27 protein-coding genes and 1 tRNA gene are annotated in these 24,509 nt (G+C 56.8%); 18 read left to right on the top strand and 10 right to left on the bottom strand.

From position 1 onward, the window contains the following. Positions 1-463 precede the first annotated feature (463 nt). Positions 464-553: transfer RNA gene (locus ACR0AI_RS02525), tRNA-Ser, on the bottom strand. A 123-nt stretch (positions 554-676) separates the two neighbouring features. Here ACR0AI_RS02525 and ACR0AI_RS02530 point away from each other — a divergent pair. From ACR0AI_RS02530 to ACR0AI_RS02570, 9 genes are all read left to right on the top strand, one after another. Next, positions 677-1,519 (top strand): DUF2059 domain-containing protein, encoded by an 843-nt coding sequence (locus ACR0AI_RS02530; protein WP_170676065.1) that lies wholly within the window; start codon positions 677-679, stop codon positions 1,517-1,519. Continuing rightward, complete coding sequence (locus tag ACR0AI_RS02535) at positions 1,519-2,319, top strand: DUF2059 domain-containing protein (protein ID WP_170676064.1); 801 nt, start codon at positions 1,519-1,521, stop codon at positions 2,317-2,319. Before ACR0AI_RS02530 ends, ACR0AI_RS02535 begins: the two co-directional genes overlap by 1 nt. 209 nt (positions 2,320-2,528) lie before the next feature. Further along, on the top strand, positions 2,529-3,140 hold the full coding sequence (locus tag ACR0AI_RS02540; protein ID WP_170373741.1) for a 50S ribosomal protein L21: 612 nt from the start codon (positions 2,529-2,531) through the stop codon (positions 3,138-3,140). 11 nt (positions 3,141-3,151) lie between these two features. Next, positions 3,152-3,421, top strand: coding sequence for a 50S ribosomal protein L27 (gene rpmA, locus ACR0AI_RS02545; protein ID WP_039535512.1), 270 nt, complete (start codon positions 3,152-3,154; stop codon positions 3,419-3,421). Between the two features lie 96 nt (positions 3,422-3,517). Beyond that, positions 3,518-4,126, top strand: coding sequence for a LysE family translocator (locus tag ACR0AI_RS02550; protein ID WP_170665115.1), 609 nt, complete (start codon positions 3,518-3,520; stop codon positions 4,124-4,126). After that, positions 4,123-4,659, top strand: a complete 537-nt coding sequence (locus tag ACR0AI_RS02555) for a GNAT family N-acetyltransferase (protein ID WP_170458229.1) — start codon at positions 4,123-4,125, stop codon at positions 4,657-4,659. The genes ACR0AI_RS02550 and ACR0AI_RS02555 overlap by 4 nt, the downstream gene beginning before the upstream one ends. A gap of 38 nt (positions 4,660-4,697) precedes the next feature. Further along, positions 4,698-5,732 carry a GTPase ObgE gene (gene obgE, locus ACR0AI_RS02560; protein WP_480670915.1) on the top strand — a complete coding sequence of 345 codons (1,035 nt, stop codon included), beginning with the start codon at positions 4,698-4,700 and terminating at the stop codon, positions 5,730-5,732. Then, complete coding sequence (proB, locus tag ACR0AI_RS02565) at positions 5,720-6,826, top strand: glutamate 5-kinase (protein WP_170466919.1); 1,107 nt, start codon at positions 5,720-5,722, stop codon at positions 6,824-6,826. Before obgE ends, proB begins: the two co-directional genes overlap by 13 nt. A gap of 21 nt (positions 6,827-6,847) precedes the next feature. Continuing rightward, entirely contained in the window at positions 6,848-8,110 is a 1,263-nt protein-coding gene (locus tag ACR0AI_RS02570) for a glutamate-5-semialdehyde dehydrogenase (protein ID WP_480670913.1), read from the top strand. On the opposite strand, the gene ACR0AI_RS02575 is transcribed toward ACR0AI_RS02570, so the two are convergent. Continuing rightward, complete coding sequence (locus tag ACR0AI_RS02575; RefSeq protein ID WP_480670911.1) at positions 8,107-8,703, bottom strand: histidine phosphotransferase family protein; 597 nt, start codon at positions 8,701-8,703, stop codon at positions 8,107-8,109. The two genes, ACR0AI_RS02570 and ACR0AI_RS02575, sit on opposite strands and share 4 nt — an antisense overlap. Positions 8,704-8,743: 40 nt before the next feature. On the opposite strand from ACR0AI_RS02575, the gene ACR0AI_RS02580 reads away from it, so the two are divergent. The 3 genes from ACR0AI_RS02580 to olsA all read left to right on the top strand — a co-directional run bounded on the left by ACR0AI_RS02580 (position 8,744) and on the right by olsA (position 10,623). Further along, the gene (locus tag ACR0AI_RS02580) at positions 8,744-8,926 is read left to right on the top strand and encodes a DUF3553 domain-containing protein (RefSeq protein ID WP_170764310.1); all 183 of its coding nucleotides are present in this window, start codon (positions 8,744-8,746) and stop codon (positions 8,924-8,926) included. Between the two features lie 100 nt (positions 8,927-9,026). Beyond that, positions 9,027-9,782, top strand: a complete 756-nt coding sequence (olsB, locus tag ACR0AI_RS02585; protein ID WP_480671634.1) for an L-ornithine N(alpha)-acyltransferase — start codon at positions 9,027-9,029, stop codon at positions 9,780-9,782. After that, positions 9,769-10,623 (top strand): lyso-ornithine lipid O-acyltransferase, encoded by an 855-nt coding sequence (olsA, locus tag ACR0AI_RS02590; protein WP_480670909.1) that lies wholly within the window; start codon positions 9,769-9,771, stop codon positions 10,621-10,623. The genes olsB and olsA overlap by 14 nt, the downstream gene beginning before the upstream one ends. Before the next feature lie 16 nt (positions 10,624-10,639). Here the strand turns inward: olsA and ACR0AI_RS02595 are convergent, their stop codons facing one another. Both ACR0AI_RS02595 and ACR0AI_RS02600 read right to left on the bottom strand, forming a co-directional pair. Next, entirely contained in the window at positions 10,640-11,776 is a 1,137-nt protein-coding gene (locus tag ACR0AI_RS02595) for a hypothetical protein (protein WP_480670907.1), read from the bottom strand. Then, positions 11,767-12,723, bottom strand: a complete 957-nt coding sequence (locus ACR0AI_RS02600; protein ID WP_480670905.1) for a hypothetical protein — start codon at positions 12,721-12,723, stop codon at positions 11,767-11,769. Before ACR0AI_RS02600 ends, ACR0AI_RS02595 begins: the two co-directional genes overlap by 10 nt. A 317-nt stretch (positions 12,724-13,040) precedes the next feature. Here ACR0AI_RS02600 and rpsB point away from each other — a divergent pair, with 317 nt between their 5' ends. Both rpsB and tsf read left to right on the top strand, forming a co-directional pair. After that, on the top strand, positions 13,041-13,823 hold the full coding sequence (gene rpsB, locus ACR0AI_RS02605; protein ID WP_170466928.1) for a 30S ribosomal protein S2: 783 nt from the start codon (positions 13,041-13,043) through the stop codon (positions 13,821-13,823). Positions 13,824-13,900: 77 nt separating this feature from the next. Beyond that, entirely contained in the window at positions 13,901-14,776 is an 876-nt protein-coding gene (gene tsf / locus ACR0AI_RS02610) for a translation elongation factor Ts (protein ID WP_170373730.1), read from the top strand. 362 nt (positions 14,777-15,138) lie between these two features. Here tsf and ACR0AI_RS02615 read toward each other — a convergent pair whose 3' ends face one another. The 3 genes from ACR0AI_RS02615 to ACR0AI_RS02625 form a co-directional block, all read right to left on the bottom strand. After that, on the bottom strand, positions 15,139-15,894 hold the full coding sequence (locus ACR0AI_RS02615) for a LuxR family transcriptional regulator (protein ID WP_480523645.1): 756 nt from the start codon (positions 15,892-15,894) through the stop codon (positions 15,139-15,141). After that, a complete protein-coding gene (gene aroQ / locus ACR0AI_RS02620) occupies positions 15,891-16,340 on the bottom strand; it encodes a type II 3-dehydroquinate dehydratase (protein WP_480670902.1) in 450 nt (149 codons plus the stop codon). The genes ACR0AI_RS02615 and aroQ overlap by 4 nt, the downstream gene beginning before the upstream one ends. Positions 16,341-16,455: 115 nt before the next feature. After that, positions 16,456-17,457, bottom strand: a complete 1,002-nt coding sequence (locus tag ACR0AI_RS02625) for an NADPH:quinone oxidoreductase family protein (RefSeq protein ID WP_480670900.1) — start codon at positions 17,455-17,457, stop codon at positions 16,456-16,458. 105 nt (positions 17,458-17,562) lie between these two features. Between ACR0AI_RS02625 and ACR0AI_RS02630 the strand changes: the two genes are divergently transcribed. Genes ACR0AI_RS02630 through ACR0AI_RS02645 form a run of 4 tightly spaced genes read left to right on the top strand, consistent with a single transcriptional unit; the run spans position 17,563 to position 21,572 of the window. Continuing rightward, a complete protein-coding gene (locus ACR0AI_RS02630; protein ID WP_480670898.1) occupies positions 17,563-18,381 on the top strand; it encodes an SDR family NAD(P)-dependent oxidoreductase in 819 nt (272 codons plus the stop codon). Between the two features lie 2 nt (positions 18,382-18,383). Further along, positions 18,384-19,409: a phosphotransferase gene (locus tag ACR0AI_RS02635; RefSeq protein WP_480670896.1), complete on the top strand. Its 1,026-nt coding sequence runs from the start codon at positions 18,384-18,386 to the stop codon at positions 19,407-19,409. 18 nt (positions 19,410-19,427) lie between these two features. After that, positions 19,428-20,651 carry a serine hydrolase domain-containing protein gene (locus tag ACR0AI_RS02640; RefSeq protein WP_480670894.1) on the top strand — a complete coding sequence of 408 codons (1,224 nt, stop codon included), beginning with the start codon at positions 19,428-19,430 and terminating at the stop codon, positions 20,649-20,651. A 51-nt stretch (positions 20,652-20,702) separates the two neighbouring features. Then, entirely contained in the window at positions 20,703-21,572 is an 870-nt protein-coding gene (locus tag ACR0AI_RS02645) for an acyl-CoA thioesterase (protein ID WP_480671632.1), read from the top strand. Here ACR0AI_RS02645 and ACR0AI_RS02650 read toward each other — a convergent pair. The 3 genes from ACR0AI_RS02650 to phoB form a co-directional block, all read right to left on the bottom strand. Next, positions 21,569-22,336: an SDR family oxidoreductase gene (locus ACR0AI_RS02650; RefSeq protein ID WP_480670892.1), complete on the bottom strand. Its 768-nt coding sequence runs from the start codon at positions 22,334-22,336 to the stop codon at positions 21,569-21,571. The genes ACR0AI_RS02645 and ACR0AI_RS02650 overlap by 4 nt on opposite strands. A gap of 120 nt (positions 22,337-22,456) precedes the next feature. Further along, a complete protein-coding gene (locus ACR0AI_RS02655; RefSeq protein WP_480670890.1) occupies positions 22,457-23,686 on the bottom strand; it encodes an acyl-CoA dehydrogenase in 1,230 nt (409 codons plus the stop codon). 127 nt (positions 23,687-23,813) lie between these two features. Beyond that, the gene (phoB, locus tag ACR0AI_RS02660; protein WP_170373721.1) at positions 23,814-24,503 is read right to left on the bottom strand and encodes a phosphate regulon transcriptional regulator PhoB; all 690 of its coding nucleotides are present in this window, start codon (positions 24,501-24,503) and stop codon (positions 23,814-23,816) included. Between the last annotated feature and the right edge of the window lie 6 nt (positions 24,504-24,509).

Raw genomic sequence — 24,509 nt, forward strand, 5'->3', positions numbered from 1 at the left:
TGCTGATTGGGCGGCTTGATCCGGCGACAAAGCGCCCACCGCTTTGCGCTTTGCATTGAACTTCGACGATAACACATTAAGCGCCAAGCCCGGTAGGCCATGCACAAGATAGCTGTGCTGAGCGAAACCTACGACGATGCTCGCACTTTACTGCTCGGTCGAATTTTTGGTCTTATGTGAAGGACTTCACTGCCTTTGACCCCAAAATGACTGATACTGCAGTCAGACAGGGTATGTAAGACATTTTGTGGATCGCGATCGGGTTCGGATCCCAAATTAACGAGTAACGTCTTTTGTTTGAATAGGCCTATTGGGCCAAAATGGGCACTGATCTCTCACTTTGTGGTTGAATGTGAGGGGCGGTGTGAGGGGGGCTGGATGAGGGGGTCTTGGCCAGCCCCTCTCTTTGCGTATCCTGAACTACCTGTCGGTCTGAGAGAGCAAAGAAGCCAATTGGAAATTATGGCGGAGAGACAGGGATTCGAACCCTGGGTGGGCTTGCACCCACAACGGTTTTCGAGACCGCCCCGTTCGACCACTCCGGCACCTCTCCGCGGGGGTCTGTGAGGGGGGGATTTAGTGAGGAACGCTCAGGGGTGCAAGCAGAAAATTCCCAGAAATCACATTCCTTGGATTTTCCATTGCCTGCCGCAACAAAACACCTAGGCTGATAGTCATGAAAAATCGAGTTGAGTGTTCTGTTGTCCCATTGCTCGCGCTGCTTGTCGCGCTTGTTTTGGTCCCTGTTTCTTCGGCTGCGGCCAATCGCGACCGGATCGAAGCCTTCCTCAATACCACCGGGTTTGATGTGGCGCTGGAGAGTATCGCGCTAGCGTCTGGCTCCGCCCCTGAAATGCTGGGCATTGATCCCGATGGCTTCGGATCCGACTGGACCCGTCTGACCGAAGAGGTGTTCGATACCGAGCTCATGCATGAAACCGCTGTTTCGATTCTCGAAGAGACGCTGAGCGATGAGGCGCTGGCCCATGCGGTCGAGTTTTATGCCTCGGATCTGGGGCAAAGGCTGGTCGAGGTCGAAAACGCCGCGCATCTGAATGAGGATGAAGAGGCCAAGCAGCAGGAGGGGCAGGAAATCGTGGCTGTTCTCGTGCAGGATGGTTCGCCCCGTGTGGAGCAGCTCAAGCGGATGAACAATGCGATTGATGCCAGCGGGACTTCGTTGCGTGCTTTGCAGGAGATCCAATTGCGGTTTCTTTTGGCGGCCAGCGCGTCTGGCGTGATTGATCTGCAATTGGAAGCGGATGAGCTGCGGTTGATGCTGCGGCAAAACGAGGCCGGGATGCGTCAAGCGCTGCAGCTTTCTGCGCTGGCAGGGGCAGCTTATACCTATCAGGATTTCTCGGACGAAGAGGTCGAGGCCTATGCCGAGGCGCTTGAACAGCCTCTGATGCAAGAGGTTTATGAGCTTCTGAATGCGATCCAGTATGAGATCATGGCCATGCGGTTTGAGGTTCTGGCTGTCCGCATGGCAGACCTTCATCCGGCTCAGGATATCTGATGCGTCTGGCACTTGCCTTAGTAGTGACGATTCTCTGCGCACTGCCAGCTGTCGCGAATGAACGGGCCAATCGGCTGGCGCATGCCATGAAGCTGGATCAGGTTGTAGGCATTCTGATCGACGAGGGCATGGTCCATCAGCAGGAACTCGAAGAGAGCCTGTTGGACGGTGACGGAGGCCCTCTGTTTCACGATCAGGTTCAAGAGATCTATAACCACTCCTGGATGAAATCCCGTCTGACCGAAGCTTTCGCCGAAGGCATGACGAAAGAGCAGATGGACCAGGCAATCGTTTTCTTCGAAAGCGATCTGGGGCAGACGATCGTGACGCTGGAGAACTCGGCCCGCAAAGCCTTTGCCGATGAGGCAATCGAAGAGATGGCGAATGAGGCCTATGAGGGCACCGAACCTGACTCGCCCCGGTTCGAACTGGTCGAGGAATACATCCGCGCGAACGACCTGATTGACCAGAACGTCCAAGGCTCGCTGAGTGCGGATTACAATTTTTTCCTGGGGCTCTACGGGGACAGTCTGGCCGAATACGAAGAGGTTCTGGATGGGTTGCTGGCGCAGAAAGACACTGTGATGGAAGAGACGACGACGTGGTTGTATTCCTTTCTGCTTCTGGCCTATCAACCGCTGGATGAGGTCGAGATGCGCGAGAATATTGCGTTTTCTCGAACCGAGACCGGGCAGGCCTTGAACGCGGCCCTTTTCAAAGGGTTTGACGAGATGTTTGATGGGATTTCCTACCGTCTGGGGGCGGCGGTGGCGCAGGTTTGGCAATCCTCTGATCTCTGACCGGTCTTGGGTGTTGACTTTGCCTTTCATTATGTGGATAAGCGCGCATCCCGGCCGGTTCTCCGCGCCGGGTGTCGTTATTATATGACCCTATGATACCTCACGGGGTCTTCCACACAGCCCAAACAGGGCGCGCTGTTCGAGGTGGCTTTCAAGCCAAAAACGCCCGTTAGGGGACCACAGAACGCGGGTTAGAAAAGGAAAGACGCATGTTTGCGGTCCTCAAGACTGGCGGCAAGCAGTACAAGGTTCAGGCGGGCGACGTGCTCCGCGTTGAAAAACTGGCTGCCGACGCAGGTGAAAAAGTTCAATTCAACGATGTTCTGATGCTGGGCGGCGACGCTCCGGTTGTTGGTGCACCTTTCGTTGAAGGCGCAGGCGTACAGGCCGAAGTGATCGAACAGATCAAAGGTGACAAGGTCATCAAATTCGTCAAGCGCCGTCGTAAGCACAGCTCGAAGCGTACCGTTGGCCACCGTCAGAAGCTGACTCTGGTCAAGATCACCGACATCCTGTCGTCGGGCGCTGACAAGTCGGGCATCAAGGCTGCAACCGGGTCTGCTCCGGCCGGCGAAGCGGCACCTGCTGCAAAGCCTGCCAAGAAAGCAGAAGCCAAAGCAGAGGCACCCGCCGCTGCTGCCGCTGACGATCTGACCAAGCTGAACGGTGTTGGCCCTGCCGCTGCCAAGAAGCTGGTCGAAGCCGGTATCGAAAGCTTTGCCGCTCTGGCCGCCTTGTCGGACGAGCAGATTGCTGCTATCGACACCATCAAAGTGAAGCCCGAATGGGTTGAGCAAGCCAAAGAGCTGGCTCAAGGCTAAGGAGAGAGAGAATGGCACATAAAAAAGCTGGCGGTTCCTCCCGTAACGGTCGCGACTCAGCTGGTCGCCGCCTTGGCGTGAAACTGTATGGTGGCCAAGCGGCCATCGCAGGCAACATCATCGTACGTCAGCGCGGCACCAAGTTCTGGCCGGGCGAGGGCGTAGGCATGGGCAAAGACCACACAATCTTTGCAACCACCGATGGCGCCGTGAAGTTCCACAAGGGACTCAAAAACCGCACCTTCATTTCGGTCCTGCCAGTGGCGGAGGCCGCAGAGTAAGCCGAAACCCAGAAGGTTTAATAAAAAATTCATGGGGGACCGGCAGAAAATGCCGGTCCCTTTTTCGTTTTAACGCAGTCGTGATCTAGAACAACAATGCCCGTCGCAACCACTAGCTTTCTCATCTTTGCCGCCTCACAGGTTGGCACGCCGGGACCGGCCAACATGGTCCTGATGGGAACAGGTGCGCGCTATGGTTTTCGCGCCGCATTGCCCTTTGTGGCCGGGGTCGTTTTGGGCAAGCAGTTGATCATCTGGCCTGTGGGCTTTGGTCTGATGCAGGTTGCCGATCAGGCTCCGCTGGCGTTTGAGGTGCTGAAATACGCTTCTGCTGCCTATATTTGCTGGCTGGCATGGAAGATCGCCAATCTAAGGCTGTCTCGGGCAACGGCGGACGGGAAAGCACCGGGCTTTGTGTCCGGGCTCATCGTGCATCCGCTTAACCCCAAGGCCTGGGCGATGATCATTGCAGGGTTCACGGGGTTTGTTGCGGCGGGGACGTCCAGTTTTGAGGCGACGCTCACGATCGCTCTTTGTTTGTTGTTCTGCCAGATCGTTTTGCACCCGATCTGGACATTTGCAGGGGACCGGATCGCCCATGTGGTTGAAGGTCGGCCTGCGGAAAAATATCTGATGTGGACGCTCGCCAGTCTGACTGTTGCGTCCGTACTTTTTGTGTTGTTCGGAGGAGGAACGCACTCATGAAACTTGAAGCAATCATAAATCAGCCGGTCATCGAAACCGAGCGGTTCGACCTGCGCCCTCTGCGCCGGTCGGACATGGGGCTTATCGAACATTACGCAGGTGATGAGCGTGTGGCGCGGATGACCACGTCGATCCCGCACCCGTTGCCGCCGGGCTCGATTGAAGCCTTCGTGACCCGCTCGATGGCGGAAGACCGGGATGAGGACGTCTGGGCGATGGATGCCACCAAGGACGGCGGGCCCGAGCTGATCGGCCTGATCTCATTACAGCGGCTCGATCGCAACCAGTCCGAGGTTGGCTATTGGGTCGCCCCTGTCTATTGGAACACGGGCATTGCCTCGATGGCTGTTGAGGCCTTGGTCGGTGCCAATCCGCTTGAGAACGCCAATATGTTCGCCAGCGTGTTTCAGGACAACCCAGCCTCGGCGCGGGTGCTGACCCATTGCGGGTTCCAGTATCTGGGCGATGCAGAAAGCTATTCGGTGGCGCGCGACGCGAATGTGCCCACTTGGACCTATACAAAGAAACTCTGACTTGTGGCCGATGGGGCCTTTGCAGTAGGGGACAGACTATGAAATTTCTCGATCTAGCAAAGGTCTACATCCGGTCCGGGGCCGGAGGTAGCGGCTGCGTCAGCTTCCGACGCGAAAAGTACATTGAATACGGCGGCCCTGATGGCGGGGACGGCGGCAAGGGCGGCTCTGTCTGGGCCGAGGTCGTGGACGGGCTGAACACCCTGATCGACTTCCGCTACCAACAGCACTTCTTTGCCAAGAACGGCCAGCCGGGTCGCGGTCAGCAACGTACCGGTAAGGATGGTGACGACATCATTTTGAGGGTGCCGGTCGGGACTGAGATCCTCGATGAGGACGAAGAGACCGTGATTTGCGACCTGACCGAGGTTGGGCAGCGGGTTCTGCTGGCCAAAGGTGGCAATGGCGGTTTTGGCAACCTCCACTTCAAATCGGCCACCAACCAGGCACCGCGTCGGGCCAATCCGGGGCAGGCGGGCATTGATCGCACCATCTGGCTGCGGCTGAAACTGATCGCGGATGTCGGCCTGTTGGGTATGCCCAATGCAGGCAAATCGACCTTTCTGGCCGCAACTTCGAACGCGCGGCCTAAAATCGCCGACTATCCTTTTACCACGCTGCACCCCAATCTGGGCGTGGTTGGCGTAGACAATGTGGAATTTGTGGTGGCCGACATTCCCGGCCTGATCGAAGGCGCTCATGAAGGGCGCGGGATCGGTGACCGGTTCCTCGGTCACGTTGAGCGCTGCGCCGTGTTGCTGCATCTGGTCGATGGCACCTCGGAAACCGTGGCCGAAGACTATCGCACCATCATCCATGAGCTTGAGGCATATGGCGGAGAACTGGCCGAGAAACCTCGGATCACGGTGCTGAACAAGGTCGACGCGTTGGATTACGAAGAACGTGACTTGGCCAAGGCTGAGCTGGAAGAGGCCGTTGGCGGCCCCGTCATGACGATGTCGGGCGTCGCGCATTTGGGCGTGACCGAGGTCCTGCGCGCCCTGCGTGCTCAAATCGACGAAAACCGCCTGCGCCAGAAACCCGCTGAGGAGGCCGCGCCGTGGCAACCCTGACCGCAGCCCGTCGGCTGGTGGTCAAGATCGGGTCCGCCTTGCTGGTGGATCGGAACACGGGACAGCTACGCTCAGATTGGCTGAAATCGCTGGCTCAGGACGTGGCCTGGCTGAAAGGGCAGGGCACGGATGTGATTCTGGTGTCTTCTGGCTCCATCGCTTTGGGGCGCGGTGTCTTGGGCCTGCCTGCAGCGGCGTTGGCTCTGGAGCAATCACAGGCCGCAGCGGCTGTGGGGCAAATCCGTCTCGCGCGCGCCTATGAGGAGGCGCTGACCCCGCATCAGATCACCACGGCCCAAGTGCTGGTGACGCTTGAGGATAGCGAAGATCGTCGCCGTTATTTGAACTCACGCGCGACACTTGAGACGCTTTTGGGCCTTGGCGTTGTTCCCATTGTCAACGAAAACGATACAGTTGCTACGGATGAAATCCGCTATGGCGACAATGACCGACTGGCTGCTCAGATCGCGGTGACTGTTGGTGCGGACCAGTTGATCCTTCTGTCGGATGTGGACGGGTTCTATACCGGCAATCCGAACGAGGATGCTTCGGCCACGCGCTACGACACGATCGACCAGATCACGCCCGAGATTGAGGCGATGGCTGGCGACGCTGGCTCAGGCCTCTCTAAGGGCGGCATGAAGACCAAGCTGATGGCGGCCAAGATGGCGACGGCTGCGGGCTGCGATATGGCGATCACGGAAGGATCGACACTCAACCCTTTGCAATCGCTTGAGAATGGCGCGAACAGCACGTGGTTTACGGCGACGCTTGATCCGCATGCAGCGCGCAAGCGCTGGATCTCGGCAATGAAACCGCGCGGAGAGATAACGATTGACGATGGGGCCGCAAAGGCGCTTTCAAATGGCAAAAGCCTGTTGCCTGCGGGTATTGTCGAAGTGACCGGTGATTTCGGACGCGGAGATCCGGTTGCCATTCTTGATCTGCAAGAGCGTCGACTGGCGCAGGGCATCAGCCGCTATACCGCGCAAGAGGCTGACGCAATCAAAGGACGAAAATCCTCAGAGATTGAGGCAACGCTGGGCTACCCTGGTCGCGCAGCGCTGATTCACAGGGACGATTTGGCGCTATAAAGGCGCAGAAAGGCTAAGGTTATGAAGGATCTCGACAATATTCCCGCTCTGATGGCCGATCTGGGTAAACGCGCCAAAGCTGCCGCGCGCGAGCTGGCCTTTGCCACGGCGGAGCGTAAACACGCAGCCCTGATCGCCGCGGCTGAGGCTGTCTGGGCCAATCGCGCTCAGATCATCGAAGCCAACAAGAAGGATCTGGAGTTCGGACGTGAAAAGGGCCTGAGCCCCGCCATGATGGACCGTCTGATGCTGGATGAGGACCGCATTCAGGGCATGGTCGATGGCCTGCGCACGGTGGCTGATCAGACCGATCCGGTGGGTGAGGTGATGACCGAGTGGGACATGCCCTCGGGCCTCAACATTCAGCGTGTGCGCACGCCGTTGGGTGTCATTGGGGTGATTTACGAAAGCCGCCCCAACGTGACCGCCGATGCTGGCGCTTTGTGCCTGAAGTCCGGCAACGCCGTCATCTTGCGCGGTGGCTCCGAGAGTTTTCACTCCTCAACGGCCATCCACGCCTGTCTGGTCGAAGGTCTGAAGGCCGCGAACTTGCCTGAGGACTCAATTCAACTCGTGCCGACCCGTGACCGCGCGGCGGTGCAGGAATTGCTAACCATGACTGACTACGTCGACGTCATCGTTCCTCGTGGCGGTAAAGGACTGGTTGGGCTCGTTCAGCGTGAGGCGCGTGTGCCGGTCTTCGCCCATCTTGAAGGCATTGTGCATGTTTACATCGACAAAGCTGCCGACCCGCAGAAAACGTTGGAGGTTGTGTTGAACGCCAAGACCCGTCGTACTGGTATTTGCGGCGCGGCAGAGTGTTTGCTGATCCATAACGACGTGGCCGAAACCCTTGGGCGCGACGTGGTTGCTGCGCTCATGGTCGCCGGGGTTGAGGTTCATGCCGAAGGTGTTCTGGCCGTCGATGGAACTACCCAAGCCACGTCAGAGGATTGGGGCAAAGAGTTTCTGGATAGCATCATTGCCGCCAAACCTGTCGCCGATATCGATGCCGCCATTGCGCATATCCAGCACTATGGCTCGAACCACACCGATTGCATCATGACCGAAGATGACGCGGCTGCTGCCCGCTTTTTCGAACGGCTGGACAGCGCCATCCTGATGCACAACGCCTCAACGCAATTTGCGGATGGCGGTGAGTTCGGAATGGGCGCTGAGATCGGCATTGCCACGGGCAAAATGCATGCACGCGGTCCTGTCGGCGCGGCGCAGTTGACCAGCTTTCAATATATGGTGCGCGGGAACGGTACGACCCGCGCCTAGAACCTCAGGGTGACGCGGGTTGTACCGGTCTCGACCGCAACCCGCCGCCCCATGGCCGCGGCCGTTTCCGGCAGCAAAGCAAACTGAACCTGCGCCGGGGTGAGTTTGTTGGCGAGATTGCCCGTGCCAACACTCTTCCATAAGTCATTGCCAATGTTCAGCTTATCGGCTGTGCCGGCTACCTGCCAGCCGGTGTCAGAGGCCGAGATATCGACTTGCCCACCAAACGGCATTGCACTCTCGCAGCACATCAGGGCCAGAAAAGCCAGTTTGACCTGATTGCGTGGCACAGCCTCGGTCAGGTTCCAATTGACCCGCACACGACCCGCGCGCTCCACGTCTTTCAGCAACTCGGCCACCTCGCTACGCCCCAATGGCTGGTCACTGGCCGAGCCAAAGGCCACGCGAAAAAACCGAATGCGCGCGCCGGCACTGCCGACACTGCCCGAGATCAGCTCCATCTCGGGGCCCTGTACCGCGCCAACCATATCCAACAGCTCCAGCCCGTTGGTGATGGCCCCGATCGGGCTGATCAGATCGTGACAGATGCGCGAGCCAATCAGCTCGGCCAGGTTGACGTCTGTGGCGCCCATGCGTACCTCCTGCTGTATCTGCCACCGGACCGGAGCCCCCATGACAGACCTCAATGCCATTCTTGCACCGGGCATGTTTGTCCGCCACCCCGATTTTCCCGATTGGGGCGTTGGACAGGTGCAGTCCAATATCGGGGGCAAGATTACCGTGAACTTCCGTGAGGAAGGAAAAGTGGTAATCGACGGAACGCGCATTGCCTTGATGCCGGTCTTTGATCCGTGAAACTGGTTTAGGAAAGGTTAACGCCAGTCATCGGATGGGACCCGTATTGCCTTTGGGGGAACAGCTGCGCTATCAGCCGGAGGCAACTTCAAGGAACGACATGCCGGATTCAGGCCCTTCTTTCACCATCCGACTCGCTGAAACCGAACAGGACCTGCGCGCCGCGCAGCGCTTGCGCTACGACGTGTTTGTACGCGAATTAGGTGGTGGCGGAGAGATGGTCGATCACTATGCCGGTCTAGAGCAAGACAAGTTCGATCCGTATTTCGATCACATGCTGGCGATCGACGATGAAACCGGGGAAACTGTCGGCGTTTACAGGCTGTTACCGGGCGAACGTGCGGCAGAGTTGGGCCAGTTTTACTCCGAAGACGAGTATGATCTGACAGTTCTGAAGCAAAGCGGTCGCAAGCTGCTAGAGCTTGGCCGGTCTTGCCTGCATCCGGACTATCGCGGCGGCACGGCCATGTATCACCTGTGGAACGGTCTGGCGGCTTATGTCACCGAGCGTGAGATCGAGGTTCTGTTCGGCGTCGCCAGCTTTCACGGCACCGATGTCACCGCGCTTGCCCAACCCTTGTCGATGCTGCATCACAACCATCTGGCGCCCGAAGATCTGCGGGTCCGCGCGCAGCCGGATGTGTTTCAATCTATGAACCTCGCGGCACCTGAAGACCTCGACCGCAGGGCGGCCATGGTGCAGGTGCCCGCGCTAATCAAAGCTTATCTCCGTTTGGGCGGGTTTGTTGGTGAAGGGGCCTTTATCGACCACAGCTTCAACACCACTGATGTCTGCTTGATCCTAGATACCGCGCGCATGAACGAGCGGCAAAAGCGCATCTATGGCGGAGCTTAAACCCGTGAGTGATCCGCTTTGGAACAGTGACGACGCGCCAGATACGATTGAACTGGGCCTTGTTGGTTGGCTATTTGTGGTCCTGCGCGGTCTACCTTTGGCATTGCTCGTTTTTGGCGGGCTGATCATCCTGCTGATCGTACGCCTTGTCGAACTGCCTTTGTTTGGAGTTCGCCGCCCGATCACACCGTTCATCACTCAATTCGTCTGCCGCAACGCATTCAGGATCCTTGGGATAGGTTTTCGAACTTCGGGAGAGCTGATGCAGGAACGTGGCGCCGTTGTTGCGAACCACACTTCGTGGCTGGATGTATTTGCGTTGAACGCCCGCAAACGCATTTATTTTGTTTCCAAAGCCGAAGTTGCCAAGTGGCCGGGAATCGGATGGCTTGCGCGTGCGACCGGAACCATCTTCATCGAACGAAATCCCAAAAAGGCACGCGAACAAACGAAGATATTCGAGGAACGTCTGAAAGCCGGCCATAAGCTGCTTTTTTTTCCTGAGGGAACTTCAACGGACGGCAGGCGTGTATTGCCCTTCAAGACAACGCTTTTCGCCGCGTTCTTTTCAGATGAGCTGCGGGACTTCATGTACGTACAACCTGTTTCCGTGGTCTTTCATGCCCCGACAGGACAACCCGACAGATTTTATGGCTGGTGGGGTGACATGGATTTCGCACCACACCTGTTGAAGACGTTGGGGGCACACCGGCAAGGGGGCGTTGAGTTGATTTATCACGCCCCCGCCAAAGTCAGCGATTTTGCCAATCGCAAAGCATTGGCCGCGCATTGCGAAGACGCGGTCCGCCACGCCCATGCGCTTGCGCGGTCATCTAGCTGAACCGGACCTGTGCGGATTAGTCTTGCTCGACCGGCTCTTCAGGAACCTCGTTGAGTGACGGGGGCACTGTATTTCGGCGCAACACAAGAACGCCCGGAGCAAAGCGGTTCGGATCGCCCCAAAACTCGACATCGTCCCCTTTCCGCAATGCAATCGCAGCCTCGTCGAATGCCGCAACGGTCACGGCCCACAATTCGCAACTGAGTGATGGAGGCAGTGGCCCCCATTTACACCGTTTCGGATCATCGGGTTCCTTGTCAAAATAGGCATCGGAACTTAGCAAAGTACCCAAATCGAACAGTGTCGATTCTCCGTCTGTGCGTACAAAATTCACCCAGCCATTCCAGTCGTACATCATGACGACCCGGCCTGTGTTCTTGTCGCTGGCAACGCTGTTGACGTTATGAGCCATACGACCAGGCGCGCCTTGCGCCGGCTTTACGTCCCGCGGTTGCAAAACACGCGGGCCGACCTGCAGGGCGTCCGGGCAAAGGTCCAGCCTGTCGCGATAATAGTCGAGCTCCAGTGGGCTAGTCCTTGTTTCCCGACCGGTGAAATCTATCGCATTTACGTCCTCAAGGTAGTTGTAAGTGAACTTTTGGTTCGAAAAATTCAAAGGCAGCAGCAGTGGAACCTGATGCGGAAATTCCGCCTTACGCGGGTCGCCTTCATCATCCAGGCACAGGATTGTATCCAGATTCGCGGCGCTGAACAGTCCACGAAACAGCCTGCCGTTTATCTTCCGGTATCCGACGATGCGCGGCTCTCCCGCCGTTCTGGCGAAGCCCATCGGTATGAGCGCGACGATCGCAGGATCGTCTTTGAGCGCATCCCATGCTTGCCCGACACTCACCTGTATGGACTTGTACTGCCCCGTCTTCTTGTCGAATATCAGACCATCATCCGTTTTTTCGGGAAAAGCTTCATCCAACAATTGCTCCAAATCGACAAGCTCATAGGTGTACTCTTCTCGGTCGAACCTGAGCGCAGAATAGCCAAATTGCCTTTCCGCGTTATCTTTAGCAATGAAACGCGCGTTTTCCTTGGTCCAAAAACCCGCGTCGCCAAAGGTTTCAGTCCATTTTCCTTGTTCGGCCAACGCAATCACAGGAACCAGCCAAAGCAACAAAAGGTAGATGAGTCTCAATTGCATAGCTTCCGCCCACCCTTCTTCGCAGCCACAATGACAGTAAGATCAAACCCACTTTTGGGTATCGGTGCGCTGGTTACACCATCTTTTTCTACAACACCGGCCTCAAGTCGGATAAATCCCGATGGCGAAGTGAGAATTTTGCTGATCTCACACGTGATGTCTGTGGACGACAATCCGCCGTTTCGAATGATGATTTTATCTTCACTGCCAAGCTGAATAGAGAGTGCCCGATTTTTATTCTGAACATCAGGATCAAAGTGGTCAAAGGAGTTGACGTCCACTTCCAATGTATAGATTTGATTACGGCTTGCATAAAAACGATCCACGATATTGGCGTCCGGGCTTTCATCTTCTTCTTTGCCATATTTGAAGTACATCCGGCGAACGTGCACATCGTCGACCTGTTGGACAACTGTCTCAGATAGCGCTGACACTTGGCTTTGCAGCCAGTTTTCTACCAGATCCTGGTTTTTGTGATCCTCCAGAACCTGATCCACTTTCTCTTCCTTATCGTTCAGCAACGCCATCAAAACTTCACGTAAGAACAGTTGTCTGAATTCCTGTAGTTCAAACAACGCTTCGATATCCTCTTGCGTCGGAGCGCGATCGAGCCGGGTGATGATCGGGTCCTGAAACTCGGTCCATTCGGCGACGAGTTCGTCATCAAAATTCGTGAGCGTACGCAGCACCAGTTCGGTCGTCAGTTCGTCATAGGCCTTTTCTTCATTTTGATCCTTGAGTTCGACAAACAGCTCGGACGCCAGCCAAGGACGCACGTAGCCGGTCCACGTCAGGGCCAGAATGAAGGCAACGGGTGTCGCGACGACAGCAAAAATAACCCCGGCGTCTTTGATAAAGTCGGCTAACTGACCCATTCGGGCTCGCAAACCTGTCTTTTCAGGCGCTCCCTCGTCCGCTTGTTTGGGTCGCCGCATAGGCTTCTTCATAATTTATACTCCCTCAAAGAAACTCTTCTCAATGAGATCCGCCTTACCGGCACGGACTTGGAAATCAAATTTATCATTAAACCTTAGCGGATTACGGGAGCTTATCACAGTAACGATGAATCTCCAAAGGTGCGGAAGACGATTCAATTTCTTAGAATCTCTACTTGTACTGCTGCGCGACTTAATTTATACGCGCGCCATTCAAACCCGCAGGCGGGGTTTGGGCTTTTTGAGGGAGACATCCTCATCAAGACCGCCGGTTGGAGCATCCGCTTCTTTCACCCCCGCCAAGGCGTAAACCGGAAAAGGAAAATAGCATGGCTCTTCCCGAGTTCTCCATGCGTCAGCTGCTGGAAGCTGGCGTTCACTTTGGTCACCAGACACAGCGTTGGAATCCCCGCATGGGCCCGTTCATCTACGGCTCGCGCAATGGCATCCACATCATGGACCTAACCCAGACTGTTCCGATGCTGGATCAGGCTCTGCAGGCTGTTCGTGACACCGTCGCAAAAGGTGGCCGCGTTCTGTTCGTTGGTACCAAGCGTCAGGCCGCTGGCCCGATTGCTGAAGCGGCTGAAAAGTCGGCTCAGTACTACATGAACCACCGCTGGCTGGGCGGCACTCTGACCAACTGGAAAACCGTTTCCCAGTCGATCAACCGTCTGAACCAGATCGACGAAGCCATGGAAGCGGGCGCAGAAGGCCTGACCAAGAAAGAGCGTCTGGGCATGGAGCGTGACCAGCAGAAGCTGCAGGCTTCGCTGGGCGGTATCCGCGAGATGGGCGGCGTTCCTGATCTGCTGTTCGTCATCGACGTCAAAAAAGAAGCGCTGGCCATCGCAGAAGCCAACAAGCTGGGTATCCCGGTTGTGGCTGTTGTCGACACCAACTGCTCGCCCGACGGCGTTGACTACATCATCCCTGGCAACGACGACGCAGCCCGCGCGATCTCGCTGTACTGTGACCTGGCCGCACGTGCCGCTCTGGACGGTATGACCGCTCAGATGGGTGCTGCAGGCGTTGACCTGGGTGCCTTCGAAGAAGCACCGGTTGAAGAAGTCGTTGCGGAAGAAGCCGCTGAAGCTCCGGCCGAAGCGTAAGCTGCCCGTCACGTAAATGACACATGGGGCAGGGTATGACCTGCCCCAATTCCGTTTGAATTGAGGAGAGCCAAAAGATGGCAATCACAGCAGCAATGGTTAAAGAACTGCGCGACGCAACCGGCGCAGGCATGATGGACGCGAAAAAAGCCCTGACCGAAACCGGCGGCAACATGGACGAAGCCGTTGACTGGCTGCGCACCAAGGGCCTGGCCAAAGCGGCCAAGAAATCGGGCCGTACCGCAGCAGAAGGTCTGGTTGCTGTTCACGTCAACGGTGGCAACGGTGTTGCTGTCGAAGTGAACTCGGAAACCGACTTCGTTGCGAAGAACGCTGAGTTCCAGGAAATGGTCGGCAAGATCACCTACGCTGCTGAAGGCGTCGACAATGTCGAAGCTCTGCTGGCTGCTGATCTGGGCGGCAAATCCGTTGCGGACACTATCACTGACAAGATCGCCACCATTGGCGAAAACATGTCTGTGCGCCGCATGTCGAAACTGTCGGGCGACACCGTTGTGTCCTACGTTCACAACGCAGCCACCAACGGCATGGGCAAAATCGGCGTTCTGGTTGCTCTGACCGGTGGCGACGAAGCGATCGGCAAGCAGGTTGCGATGCACATCGCCGCTGTGAACCCGGCAGCTCTGTCCGAGGCCGACATGGATCCGGCTGTTGTCGAGAAAGAAAAGCAAGTTCAGATGGACATCGCCCGCGAATCCGGCAAGCCGGAGCAGGTGATCGAGAAGATGATCGAAGGCCGTATGAAGAAATTCGTGGCTGAATCAACTCTGCTGAACCAGTCCTTCGTTGTGAACCCTGACCTGACCGTTGAAGCAGCGGCAAAAGAAGCAGGCGCAACCATCACCGGCTTCATCCGTCTGGAAGTTGGCGAAGGCATCGTGGTCGAAAAAGAAGACTTCGCTGCAGAAGTTGCCAAAGCGGCACAAGGCTAAGCCTTTGCTCCAGGCCCCGGTTGCGGGGCCTGACGACATTCAGAACCGGTCATGTCGAACGTGGCCGGTTTTTTTGTGCCAGAGATGGATTTGTCTGTTCAAGCAGAAGGTGAATGGAGGGCCCCGCATGATGGGGATGGTCGGGACCCTCCAAAATTCCGACGTCGGTACGCGGACGAATAGGCGCTCCAAAAGTCAGAGTGATTGGAGAGCTCTGGTATTGCAAAGATCCAATCGAATGTTCCTTGGCTAAAGCCACCACTCACGGAACGGTATCAATCTGCAATTTTCCCGTGAAGATGGGAAGTCATGATTTCCTTACCTAAGGTAAATTGACGCGGTTTGGCGTCAATCTCTTGTGGTCAGGCTTCCATAACATACATCTGGTTGTGTAGGGCGGCTTTCAGAACGGCCTGGGCCGTCGTCTCGACCGAAAGCGATTCGCGTGCCAGCCTCAGGTGTTTTTCTACTGTCGCCGCCGTCAGCCCCATCAGCAGGGCTATATCCTGAGTCGTTTTGCCATCACCGACCCATTGCAGCGCCTCTCGCTGACGTTTGGTGAGCGACCGATTCGGCGGTGTGTAGGGCAGGGTCAGGATCTTGAGATGAGCGATGTTGTTCATCAGAAGGATATCCTCGCCATGCTCTTCCCACATGTCGTCAATCTCGTCCTGGTTGCGGTTTTCTTCGGCCGATAGCGAGATCGCTCCCTTGGACCGCACCGAGACCGAGTTGAAGCTGACAGTATATCCAGCAAGCACGTTGTGCGACTTGTTGAAATCCACAACCTTTTGCTGCTCGGGCGTGAGTTCCCCGTTCAAGGCCAAATCCTGAATCAACCCCCAGCTTGCCGCGCCATCGTTGTTCAAAGCCCATTGCAGCATCGGAGCGTTGGAATACCTGCTGTCACCAAGAAAACCATCAACATATTCCCGCCGATGATTACTGAGGATGACAAAATCCTCAGGGTCGCCCAAGGATGTGGCAGTAAGATATTGAGTGTAGCCATAAATTAGACGGTCAAACCCGTATATGGCCATCTGTCGGCAATGGGCATCCCAAAGCTCTTCCAAGGTTCTGGAATAGCTGACAAAGCGAAGATATTCCTTCAGCTTCATGCAACGTCCCCTAATTTCAGATGAGCCGCCAAGGCATCCAGCGCCAAAACATAGCTCTGCGCACCAAAACCGCAGATCTGCCCAAGGGCAACCGACGAGATGTAGGACTTGTGGCGGAAGCTTTCCCGCGCGTGGATGTTGGACAGGTGAACCTCGACCAGAGGCAGCTCCACCGAGGCAATCGCATCCATCAGGGCAATCGACGTATGGGTATAAGCGCCTGCGTTCAGAACCAAACCGTTCTGCGTGCCGCGGGCCTGATGGATGGCGTCAATCAGCGCGCCTTCGTGGTTGGACTGAAATGTCGAAACCTCAAGCCCGATAGACGTGCCATGAGCAACGCATTGCTCCTCCACCATTTTCAAGGTGGTGCTGCCGTAAACCTCAGGCTGTCGGGTGCCCAAAAGATTGAGGTTCGGGCCATTCAACACAAGAATTTTATTCATAAATCTCCGTCCCCATATTCGTTTCTTAAACGGCATTTGGTGGGGATGTCTACCGGACAATGCTCCAATGAGGCGAGTGGGCTGACAAAGATGCCTTTGATGCAACCCGTTCCAGTTAGGTTTCGTCCATTGTGACCACAACCTTTCCAAGAACGGAGCGCTGAGAAAGCAGCTCGATTGCCGCCGCGCCCTCGGAAAGGGGGAAGCGCGCCGTGATACGGGGTGTGACTTTACCTGCGGCGTATAAGTCAAACAATTCGCTTAGGTTTTCGGCGTGAGCGTCAGGCTCCCGAAAGACGGAGGCCCCCCAGAAGACGCCAACGATCTGGCACCCTTTCAGCAGCGCGAGATTGAGCGGTACGCTGGGGATGCCAGCCGGAAACCCGACAACCAGATATCGCCCCTTCCATGCAATGCTTCGCAACGCGGGTTCCGCATAGGCTCCGCCCACTGCATCATAGATGACATCGACACCCTCGGCGCCCGCCAGTGCCTTGATATCTTTCGAGAACGCCTTTTGCGCGTCTTTGTCCGGGTCTTTGGGGTACAGGATTGTCTCATCCGCTCCGATTGAGCGACAGAATTCAGCTTTGTCTGGCGTGGAAACCGCAGCGATGACTCGCGCGCCCATGGCTTTGCCCAACTCGATCGCCGCCGATCCGACACCACCTGCTGCCCCCAGAACCAACAGCGTCTCACCCGGTTGGAGGGCCGCTCGGTCCTTTAGGGCATGGTAGGACGTGCCGTAAGTGAAGATAAAACACGCCGCCTCATCAAAGGGCATGGTGTCAGGAAACTTGATTGCATCCTTGGCTTTTGTTGCAAGATGCGTGGCAAAGCCGCCATGACCGGTCAGCGCCAGAACGCGATCTCCGATCTCGAACCCTTTGACACCGTCGCCAAGCGCAAGTACCTCACCTGCGATTTCACCACCAGGGGCGAAGGGCCGCGGTGGCTTCATCTGATAGAGGTCTCGGATCATCAGCGTATCGGGAAAGTTCACCCCGGCGGCTTTTATTCCAACCAGTATCTCTTCGCGGCTCGGGGTCGGATCGGGCAGGGTGGTCAGTTCCAGAGTCTCCGGTCCACCCGCTGCGACGCTGAGTAATGCTTGCATGTTGCCCTCATTGTTCCTGTTATTCTTGCAGATAGAATTTTGGGGCGGGATCGCGTGCTGTCAACGGCGCACCCCCTTTCCCCTACGACAAGCGAGGAGTGCGGCATGACCCCGGAAACCCTGTTTTCTTTGGATGGAAAGGTGGCGCTGGTCACGGGCGGTGCCACCGGAATTGGCCGCATGGCCGCCGAAGCGCTTGTTCGGGCCGGAGCGCATGTACTGATCGCCTCCCGCAAAGGTGACGCCTGCGAAGCCGTCGCGGCGGCGCTGAACGCGTTGGATGCCACCGGCAGTGCCGAGGGGTTTGCCGGGGATCTGGGCAGCAAAGACGGAATCGACGAAGTCGTCGCCGAGATCAACAAACGGACGGAACGCCTTGATATCTTGATGAATAATTCGGGTGTATCCTGGGGTGCGCCTTTAGGTCAATTCCCTCATGACGCGTGGGACAAAGTGATGTCCGTCAACGTCGCGGGTGTGTTTGAGCTGACGCAGAAACTGTTGCCCTTGCTTATGAAATCCGGCACCGCCGAAGACCCGGCGCGGGTGGTCAATGTCGGCTCGGTCATGGGCGAGGTTCCCATGGGCGACGGGGCATACAGCTATTCGGCCTCCAAGGCGGCCGTCCTGCATCTAACCAAAATCCTGGCCAAGGAACTGTCGCCTTACCACGTCACCGTCAACGCTCTGGCACCCGGCCCGTTCGTCTCGCGCATGACAGCCTTTGCAACTGCGGATGAGACAACGCGCGAGAAGGTGGGTAAATCGGTTCCTCTGGGCCGTGTGGGGCGTGATGATGACATCGCTGGCTGCATGCTGTTTCTCTGCGGGCGAGGGGGCAGCTATGTGACCGGAGCCGTCATCCCTGTGTCCGGAGGCATCAACGTAGTTACAGCGGGCAACATCTTTGCCGAAGCGTTTTGACGATGAATACGAAAAGCCCATTGGATCTGGACGCCGTTGATAGCTACCTTGCCGCAAACCTCTCAGGATATCGCGGCCCTCTGAAGGCCCACAAGTTCGACATCGGGCAATCCAACCCGACTTTCGCGTTGGAGACACCAGATCGAAACTACGTTTTGCGCCGTAAGCCCATGGGAAAGCTACTGAAATCCGCGCATGCAGTGGAGCGCGAATTTCGTGTGCAACAGGCGCTTGCAGGCAGCGATGTCCCTGTGCCTGAGATGTTTCTTCTATGCGAAGATACCTCAGTCATAGGGTCCGCTTTTTACGTGATGGAACACCTTGAGGGCCGTGTTTTCCTGGAACCAACTCTGACCGGTGAAAGCAACGAGACACGCACCGCCGTCATGGATGAAATGAACCGGGTGCTGGCCGCGCTGCATTCCGTCGATATCGACGCAGCGGGCCTCGCCGACTATGGCCCCAGCGGGAATTATTTCGAACGTCAGATCGCGCGCTGGACAAAGCAGTACCGCGCCTCTGAGACAAACAAGATCGCTCAGATGGATGCGCTGATCGCGGGGTTGGAGGGGGCTTTGCCCGAAGACGATGGTCAGCGCAGTCTTGTGCATGGCGATTATCGGATCGACAACTTGATGTTTGAACGCAGCGGCACGCGGTGCATCGGCGTGCTGGATTGGGAGTTGTCGACCATCGGCCACCCTTACGCCGACCTTGCCGCCGTGATCATGCAGTGGCAGCTGCCTCCGGGCCCAGAAGGGCGGGGGCTGGCGGGAATTGACCGCAAAACCCTCGGATTGCCCAGTGATAGAGACTATATCGAGCAGTATTGCGAGCGGCGCGGGTTACCGGAAATCAAGGATTTTGGCTTCTATCTGGCCTTTAACTTCTTCCGAATGGCCGCCATTCTGCAGGGCGTCTACAAACGCGCGCTGGACGGCAACGCCTCGGACCCGGGGCGGGCGAAACTTTTCGGTGACTACGTGCCGCTCTTTGCACAGCATGGTTTGTCGGCATTGGACGCCTAGGGCAGAGGGAACTTTGGAATGCCGGTTACGTGGGATCAAGACAGGTTGGATCGCATTCGCCCATGGATGCAACACTATGTAGATAAACGAAAATATCCCGGCAGCTCAGTTCTTCTAAAACACAAAGGGCAGGAGGTCTTCTTCCACGCCTGCGGCCTGCGCAATATCGAAGCAGGACTCCCTTTCGAGCGTGACACGCTGGTCCGTATCTACTCGATGACCAAACCGATCACCTCAGTTGCCGTTATGATGCTGGTCGAGCGCGGATTGATCCACCTTGGCGCGCCATTGTCCGAGTATCTACCCGAATTTGCCGCGCCTCAGGCGTTGGTTCCAAATGCCGAACGGTTGGATCAGACCGAAGCTGCGCCGCCGCCGACTCTTCATCAGCTTCTGACCCACACGAGCGGGTTCAGTTACCCATTCAATCCCGGTGTTCTGCCATCGGCGATGGACGAGCGGGATATGATCTTCAAACCTAATCAAGGGCTTCTGAAGGATAGGGTAGATGATCTTTCAACGCTGCCTTTGGCGTTTCAACCGGGCAGCCGGTGGGAGTATTCGGTCAGTACCGACGTCCTTGGACGCGTAGTCGAAGTCGTCTCGGGAAAGACGTTGGAGCAGTTCTTCCAGCAAGAGATATTTGAGCCGCTTGGTATGCAAGAGACCGGTTTCGTGGTCCCGAAAGATGCGGGCGATAGATTTGCGTCGCTCTATACGCCTCTGGCCGGCGATGCGATGGATCTCAACTCGGCCGAACAGTCTGAGGATACGCTCAGGCTGGTGGATCAACTAGGAACTTCGCCATTCGAATCCACCACCACGTTATCGGGCGGTGGCGGCTTGGTCGGAACGATCGATGACTATAGCCGGTTTGCTGAAATGCTGCGGAACCGAGGTCAGGCCGGTGGCGAACGGCTATTGGGTCCTAAAACGGTAGATTTCATGATGATCAATCACTTACCCGGCGATATTGCCTCAATGGGGCCCAGTAGTTTTGCGGAACAACCGATGGAAGGTATGGGGTTCGGATTGGGCGGCTCGGTCCTGCTGAATCCGGGTCGTACCGGAGTGCCTGGGTCTGTCGGGGACTTCAGCTGGGGAGGTATGGCCTCGACCTATTTCTGGATTGACCGGTCCTTGGATTTGACGGCTGTGTTCTTCACTCAATTGGCGCCTTCCAGCTCTTATCCATCCCGCGCCGAGCTCAAGGCTCTGGTCTTGGGTGCGGTGATTGATTGATGGCGCGGGTGTTGGTACCTCGTCCCCCAAATGAACAAGATCGAGCAACCCATGACCGAAGCTGAGCGTATTCTTCTGGACCTTCTGAACATCGAACGGCTTGAGGTTGACCTGTTCCGGGGCACTGGGTCCGGCGGTGAGACACCGACACGTATCTTTGGCGGTCAGGTCATCGCGCAGGCACTAGCAGCGGCTTACAGAACGGTTGATGACAGGCTCTGCCATTCCTTGCATGCTTATTTCATCCGTCCGGGTGACCCCAGTATTCCCGTTGTTTATCAAGTGGATCGTGCCAGAGACGGCGGTTCTTTCACCACGCGGCGGGTTGTTGCGATTCAGCATGGTAAGCAAATCCTGAATATGTCTGCATCCTTTCATGTTGAGGACGAGGGGTGGTCTCATCAGCATCCGATGCCGTCTTCTGAGAGCCCAGAAACCCATCCATCGCGCAGCGAACTACGCCACAAGTATGTGGACCAAGTTCCTGAAAAGATGAAGAAAGAGCTGTTGCGTGAGCGGCCAATCGAAGTGCGCGAAGTGGATCATCTCGACCCATTTCGACCTGAAATTTCCGACGATCAGAATAAGATCTGGTTCCGAATGCCCGGAGCGGCGTCAACTGATGCCCGTATACAGCATCTGATACTGGCCTATGCCTCAGATATGAGCCTGATGAGCTCCGGCATGCGGCCCCATGGGCTGAGTTGGTTCACGGGTCAGGTAAACGCAGCGAGCTTGGATCACGCGCTGTGGTTTCATGCGCCGGTGCGTTTTGAAAACTGGCATCTCTACGTGATGGAATCACCGTGGACGGGGCAGGGGCGGTCTTTCAATCGCGGCTCCATCTATTCCGAGGATGGCGTTCTGGTGGCGTCAGTTGCGCAAGAGGGATTGATGCGACGAGCAAATGGCCGCTCTTAAGGGTCGCCTATAAACTGTTGATTTAATTTATTCATGCCGAGCAGCCATCGGTCATAGTCGGCCGTTTTGTGACGCATGTATTGAAGGACTTCGGGATGCGGCAGGATCAGGAATTGCTCGGCTCGAATACCGTCCACACAAGCCTGTGCGACATCCTCCGGTTCGAGCATTCCGTCAATAGCCGCGACCGAGGTTTCATGACCGCGTGTCATCTCGGATCTGACAGCTTGCGGGCATAGGGCCGAAACCTTCAAACCCTTGTGGCTGTAGGTCAACGCCAACCATTCTGCAAAACCGATGGCCGCGTGTTTGGTGACGCCATACGGCACCGCGCCGGGTTGGTTCAAAAGCCCGGCAGCCGACGCCGTGATCATGATGTAGCCACGGCCGCGCTCGACGAACCGTGGAACAAGGTGACGCGCCATCCAGACATGAGACATCACGTTGATGTCCCAAATGCGATTCCAGTCTTCATCTGGCACGTCCAAACCGCCGAGTGTCAGGATTCCGGCATTAGCACAAAACAGATCGATCGGAGCAATCTCGTCCTCGACATGCTCGATAAGCGCTTTGATCTGCGCTTCGCTGGAGACGTCGCACGGAAACGCGTGCCCGCCGATTTCCTCCGCCAAGGCTTGCGAAGTTGCTCCTTCGATGTCTGAACAGACAACGTTTGCGCCATCTGCAGAGAACCTCTCGGCGAGACCTTTGCCAATACCGCCAGCGGAGCCGGTTATGACAACTGTCTTTCCGCTGAGTTCCAAATCGTCATCCTTGGTGGTTGGGTTTGACTAGTGGTCAGTATATTAACCATAATACCAATTACACGTATTACAGATTAGTGCCGTCTTTGATCAAACCCTACACCTAACCGCCTTTAAGGCCTAGAAAAAAGCCTGCAGCCCAGTTTGCGCACGTCCAAGGATAAGAGCGTGAACGTCATGCGTGCCCTCATAGGTGTTCACAGTCTCCAAATTGACCATGTGGCGGATAACCTGGAATTCCAGCGAGATACCGTTGCCACCGTGCATGTCACGGGCCATGCGCGCGATGTCCAGCGCTTTGCCGCAGTTGTTGCGTTTGACGATTGAGACCATCTCGGGCGCCGCTTCGGCCTGATCCATCAGGCGACCGACGCGCAGGCTTGCTTGCAAAGCCAAAGCGATTTCGGTCTGCATGTCGGCCAGTTTGCGTTGGTACAGCTGCGTTTGCGCCAGCGGTTTGTTGAACTGCTTACGGTCCAGGCCATATTGCAGAGCCGCGTGCCAGCAATGTTCGGCTGCGCCCATCACGCCCCAGCTAATCCCATACCGCGCGCGGTTCAGACAGCCGAACGGGCCTTTTAGACCTTGCACATGAGGCAGCAAAGCGCCCTCGTCCACCTCGACACCATCCAATACGATTTCACCGGTGATCGAGGCCCGCAGGCTGAGCTTGTTTTCGATTTTCGGCGCAGACAGACCAGCCTGACCCTTGTCCAGAACAAACCCGCGGATCTTACCGTCATGCGCGTCTGACTTGGCCCAGACCACGAAGACATCCGCAATTGGCGCGTTCGAGATCCACATCTTGGTGCCGGTCAGGCGGTATCCGCCGTCGATCTTCTCGGCCCGTGTTTTCATGCCTGCGGGGTCAGACCCTGCGTCCGCTTCGGTCAGGCCGAAGCAGCCGATCCATTCGCCCGAAGCCAGTTTCGGCAGGTATTTGCGGCGCTGCTCCTCGGACCCGTAGGCATAGATCGGGTACATCACCAGCGAGCTTTGCACCGACATCATCGAGCGATAGCCCGAGTCTACGCGCTCAACCTCGCGCGCGACTAAGCCGTAGGACACGTAGCCGCTGCCAAGGCCGCCATATTCCTCGGGGATCGTGGTGCCCAGAAGGCCCATCTCGCCCATTTCGCGAAAAATCTCGGGGTCGGTTTCTTCGTTCTGGAATGCGGCGGTGACGCGCGGCTGCAGCTTTTCCTGCGCGTATGCGCGCGCGCTGTCGGCGATCATGCGCTCGTCTTCTGACAACTGGTCGGACAGACGGAACGGATCGTCCCAGGCAAACTTACCCAGATCCGGCGCATCTTTTGCGCGCAAAGTCGGTTTGGTGGCAGGGGCGTTCATCGGGTGTCTCCGGTTTGTCTGAAGTCGCTCGCACAGTAACGTGGCACTTCACGGAAAAACAGCAAGAGTTTGACACCCGATTATGAGTAAATGTCATAGGTAAGGGGGCAAGCACCCCCTTCCCTTTTTATCCCAAGGCGTACCCTGCCCCGCGCACAGTCCGCACAGGATCATTGCCGCCATGCTGGGTCAGCGCTTTGCGCAAACGGCCGATATGCACATCGACCGTACGGGTGTCGACATAGATGTCGCGCCCCCAGACCCGGTCCAGCAATTGCTCGCGGCTCCAGACTCGGCCGGGTTTTTCCATGAAGGTGCTGAGAAGGCGGAATTCGGTCGGTCCCAGTTTCAGCGAATGGCTGCCACGGCTGACCTTGTGGGTCTCGGAATCCAGTATGATATCGTCGAATTCCAGGCGAATACCCACCGTCGCTGGGCGTACACGGCGCAATTGGGTCCGCACCCGAGCCATGAGTTCCACGACTGAGTATGGCTTGACCACATAGTCATCTGCGCCGGTCTCAAGCCCACGCACTTTGTCGACCTCTTCAGACCGCGCCGAGAGCATGATGATCGGAATAGAACGGGTGTCGGGCCGTGTTTTCAGGCGTCGGCAGACCTCGATTCCGCTGAGATTGGGCATCATCCAGTCAAGAACGATGATGTCGGGGCTGTCTTCGTCCACCAGCAACAGCGCCTCGTCTCCGCTGGCCGCCTTTGAGACGCGAAAGCCTTCGGCCTCAAGGTTGTAGGCCAGCACTTCACGCTGGGCGAGCTCATCTTCGACCACCAGAACTGTTGGTTGATCTGCAGACATAAGAGG

The sequence above is a fragment of the Ruegeria sp. BG3 genome, assembly GCF_056538485.1.

What these genes read in the sequence shown, in the direction of transcription:
- ACR0AI_RS02530 (WP_170676065.1), top strand. Translation starts at nt 677, where the DNA reads ATGAAAAATCGAGTTGAGTGTTCTGTTGTCCCATTGCTCGCGCTGCTT.
- ACR0AI_RS02535 (WP_170676064.1), top strand. Translation starts at nt 1,519, where the DNA reads ATGCGTCTGGCACTTGCCTTAGTAGTGACGATTCTCTGCGCACTGCCA.
- ACR0AI_RS02540 (WP_170373741.1), top strand. Translation starts at nt 2,529, where the DNA reads ATGTTTGCGGTCCTCAAGACTGGCGGCAAGCAGTACAAGGTTCAGGCG.
- rpmA (WP_039535512.1), top strand. Translation starts at nt 3,152, where the DNA reads ATGGCACATAAAAAAGCTGGCGGTTCCTCCCGTAACGGTCGCGACTCA.
- ACR0AI_RS02550 (WP_170665115.1), top strand. Translation starts at nt 3,518, where the DNA reads ATGCCCGTCGCAACCACTAGCTTTCTCATCTTTGCCGCCTCACAGGTT.
- ACR0AI_RS02555 (WP_170458229.1), top strand. Translation starts at nt 4,123, where the DNA reads ATGAAACTTGAAGCAATCATAAATCAGCCGGTCATCGAAACCGAGCGG.
- obgE (WP_480670915.1), top strand. Translation starts at nt 4,698, where the DNA reads ATGAAATTTCTCGATCTAGCAAAGGTCTACATCCGGTCCGGGGCCGGA.
- ACR0AI_RS02570 (WP_480670913.1), top strand. Translation starts at nt 6,848, where the DNA reads ATGAAGGATCTCGACAATATTCCCGCTCTGATGGCCGATCTGGGTAAA.
- ACR0AI_RS02575 (WP_480670911.1), bottom strand. Translation starts at nt 8,703, where the DNA reads ATGGGCGCCACAGACGTCAACCTGGCCGAGCTGATTGGCTCGCGCATC.
- ACR0AI_RS02580 (WP_170764310.1), top strand. Translation starts at nt 8,744, where the DNA reads ATGACAGACCTCAATGCCATTCTTGCACCGGGCATGTTTGTCCGCCAC.
- olsB (WP_480671634.1), top strand. Translation starts at nt 9,027, where the DNA reads ATGCCGGATTCAGGCCCTTCTTTCACCATCCGACTCGCTGAAACCGAA.
- olsA (WP_480670909.1), top strand. Translation starts at nt 9,769, where the DNA reads ATGGCGGAGCTTAAACCCGTGAGTGATCCGCTTTGGAACAGTGACGAC.
- ACR0AI_RS02595 (WP_480670907.1), bottom strand. Translation starts at nt 11,776, where the DNA reads ATGCAATTGAGACTCATCTACCTTTTGTTGCTTTGGCTGGTTCCTGTG.
- ACR0AI_RS02600 (WP_480670905.1), bottom strand. Translation starts at nt 12,723, where the DNA reads ATGAAGAAGCCTATGCGGCGACCCAAACAAGCGGACGAGGGAGCGCCT.
- rpsB (WP_170466928.1), top strand. Translation starts at nt 13,041, where the DNA reads ATGGCTCTTCCCGAGTTCTCCATGCGTCAGCTGCTGGAAGCTGGCGTT.
- tsf (WP_170373730.1), top strand. Translation starts at nt 13,901, where the DNA reads ATGGCAATCACAGCAGCAATGGTTAAAGAACTGCGCGACGCAACCGGC.
- ACR0AI_RS02615 (WP_480523645.1), bottom strand. Translation starts at nt 15,894, where the DNA reads ATGAAGCTGAAGGAATATCTTCGCTTTGTCAGCTATTCCAGAACCTTG.
- aroQ (WP_480670902.1), bottom strand. Translation starts at nt 16,340, where the DNA reads ATGAATAAAATTCTTGTGTTGAATGGCCCGAACCTCAATCTTTTGGGC.
- ACR0AI_RS02625 (WP_480670900.1), bottom strand. Translation starts at nt 17,457, where the DNA reads ATGCAAGCATTACTCAGCGTCGCAGCGGGTGGACCGGAGACTCTGGAA.
- ACR0AI_RS02630 (WP_480670898.1), top strand. Translation starts at nt 17,563, where the DNA reads ATGACCCCGGAAACCCTGTTTTCTTTGGATGGAAAGGTGGCGCTGGTC.
- ACR0AI_RS02635 (WP_480670896.1), top strand. Translation starts at nt 18,384, where the DNA reads ATGAATACGAAAAGCCCATTGGATCTGGACGCCGTTGATAGCTACCTT.
- ACR0AI_RS02640 (WP_480670894.1), top strand. Translation starts at nt 19,428, where the DNA reads ATGCCGGTTACGTGGGATCAAGACAGGTTGGATCGCATTCGCCCATGG.
- ACR0AI_RS02645 (WP_480671632.1), top strand. Translation starts at nt 20,703, where the DNA reads ATGACCGAAGCTGAGCGTATTCTTCTGGACCTTCTGAACATCGAACGG.
- ACR0AI_RS02655 (WP_480670890.1), bottom strand. Translation starts at nt 23,686, where the DNA reads ATGAACGCCCCTGCCACCAAACCGACTTTGCGCGCAAAAGATGCGCCG.
- phoB (WP_170373721.1), bottom strand. Translation starts at nt 24,503, where the DNA reads ATGTCTGCAGATCAACCAACAGTTCTGGTGGTCGAAGATGAGCTCGCC.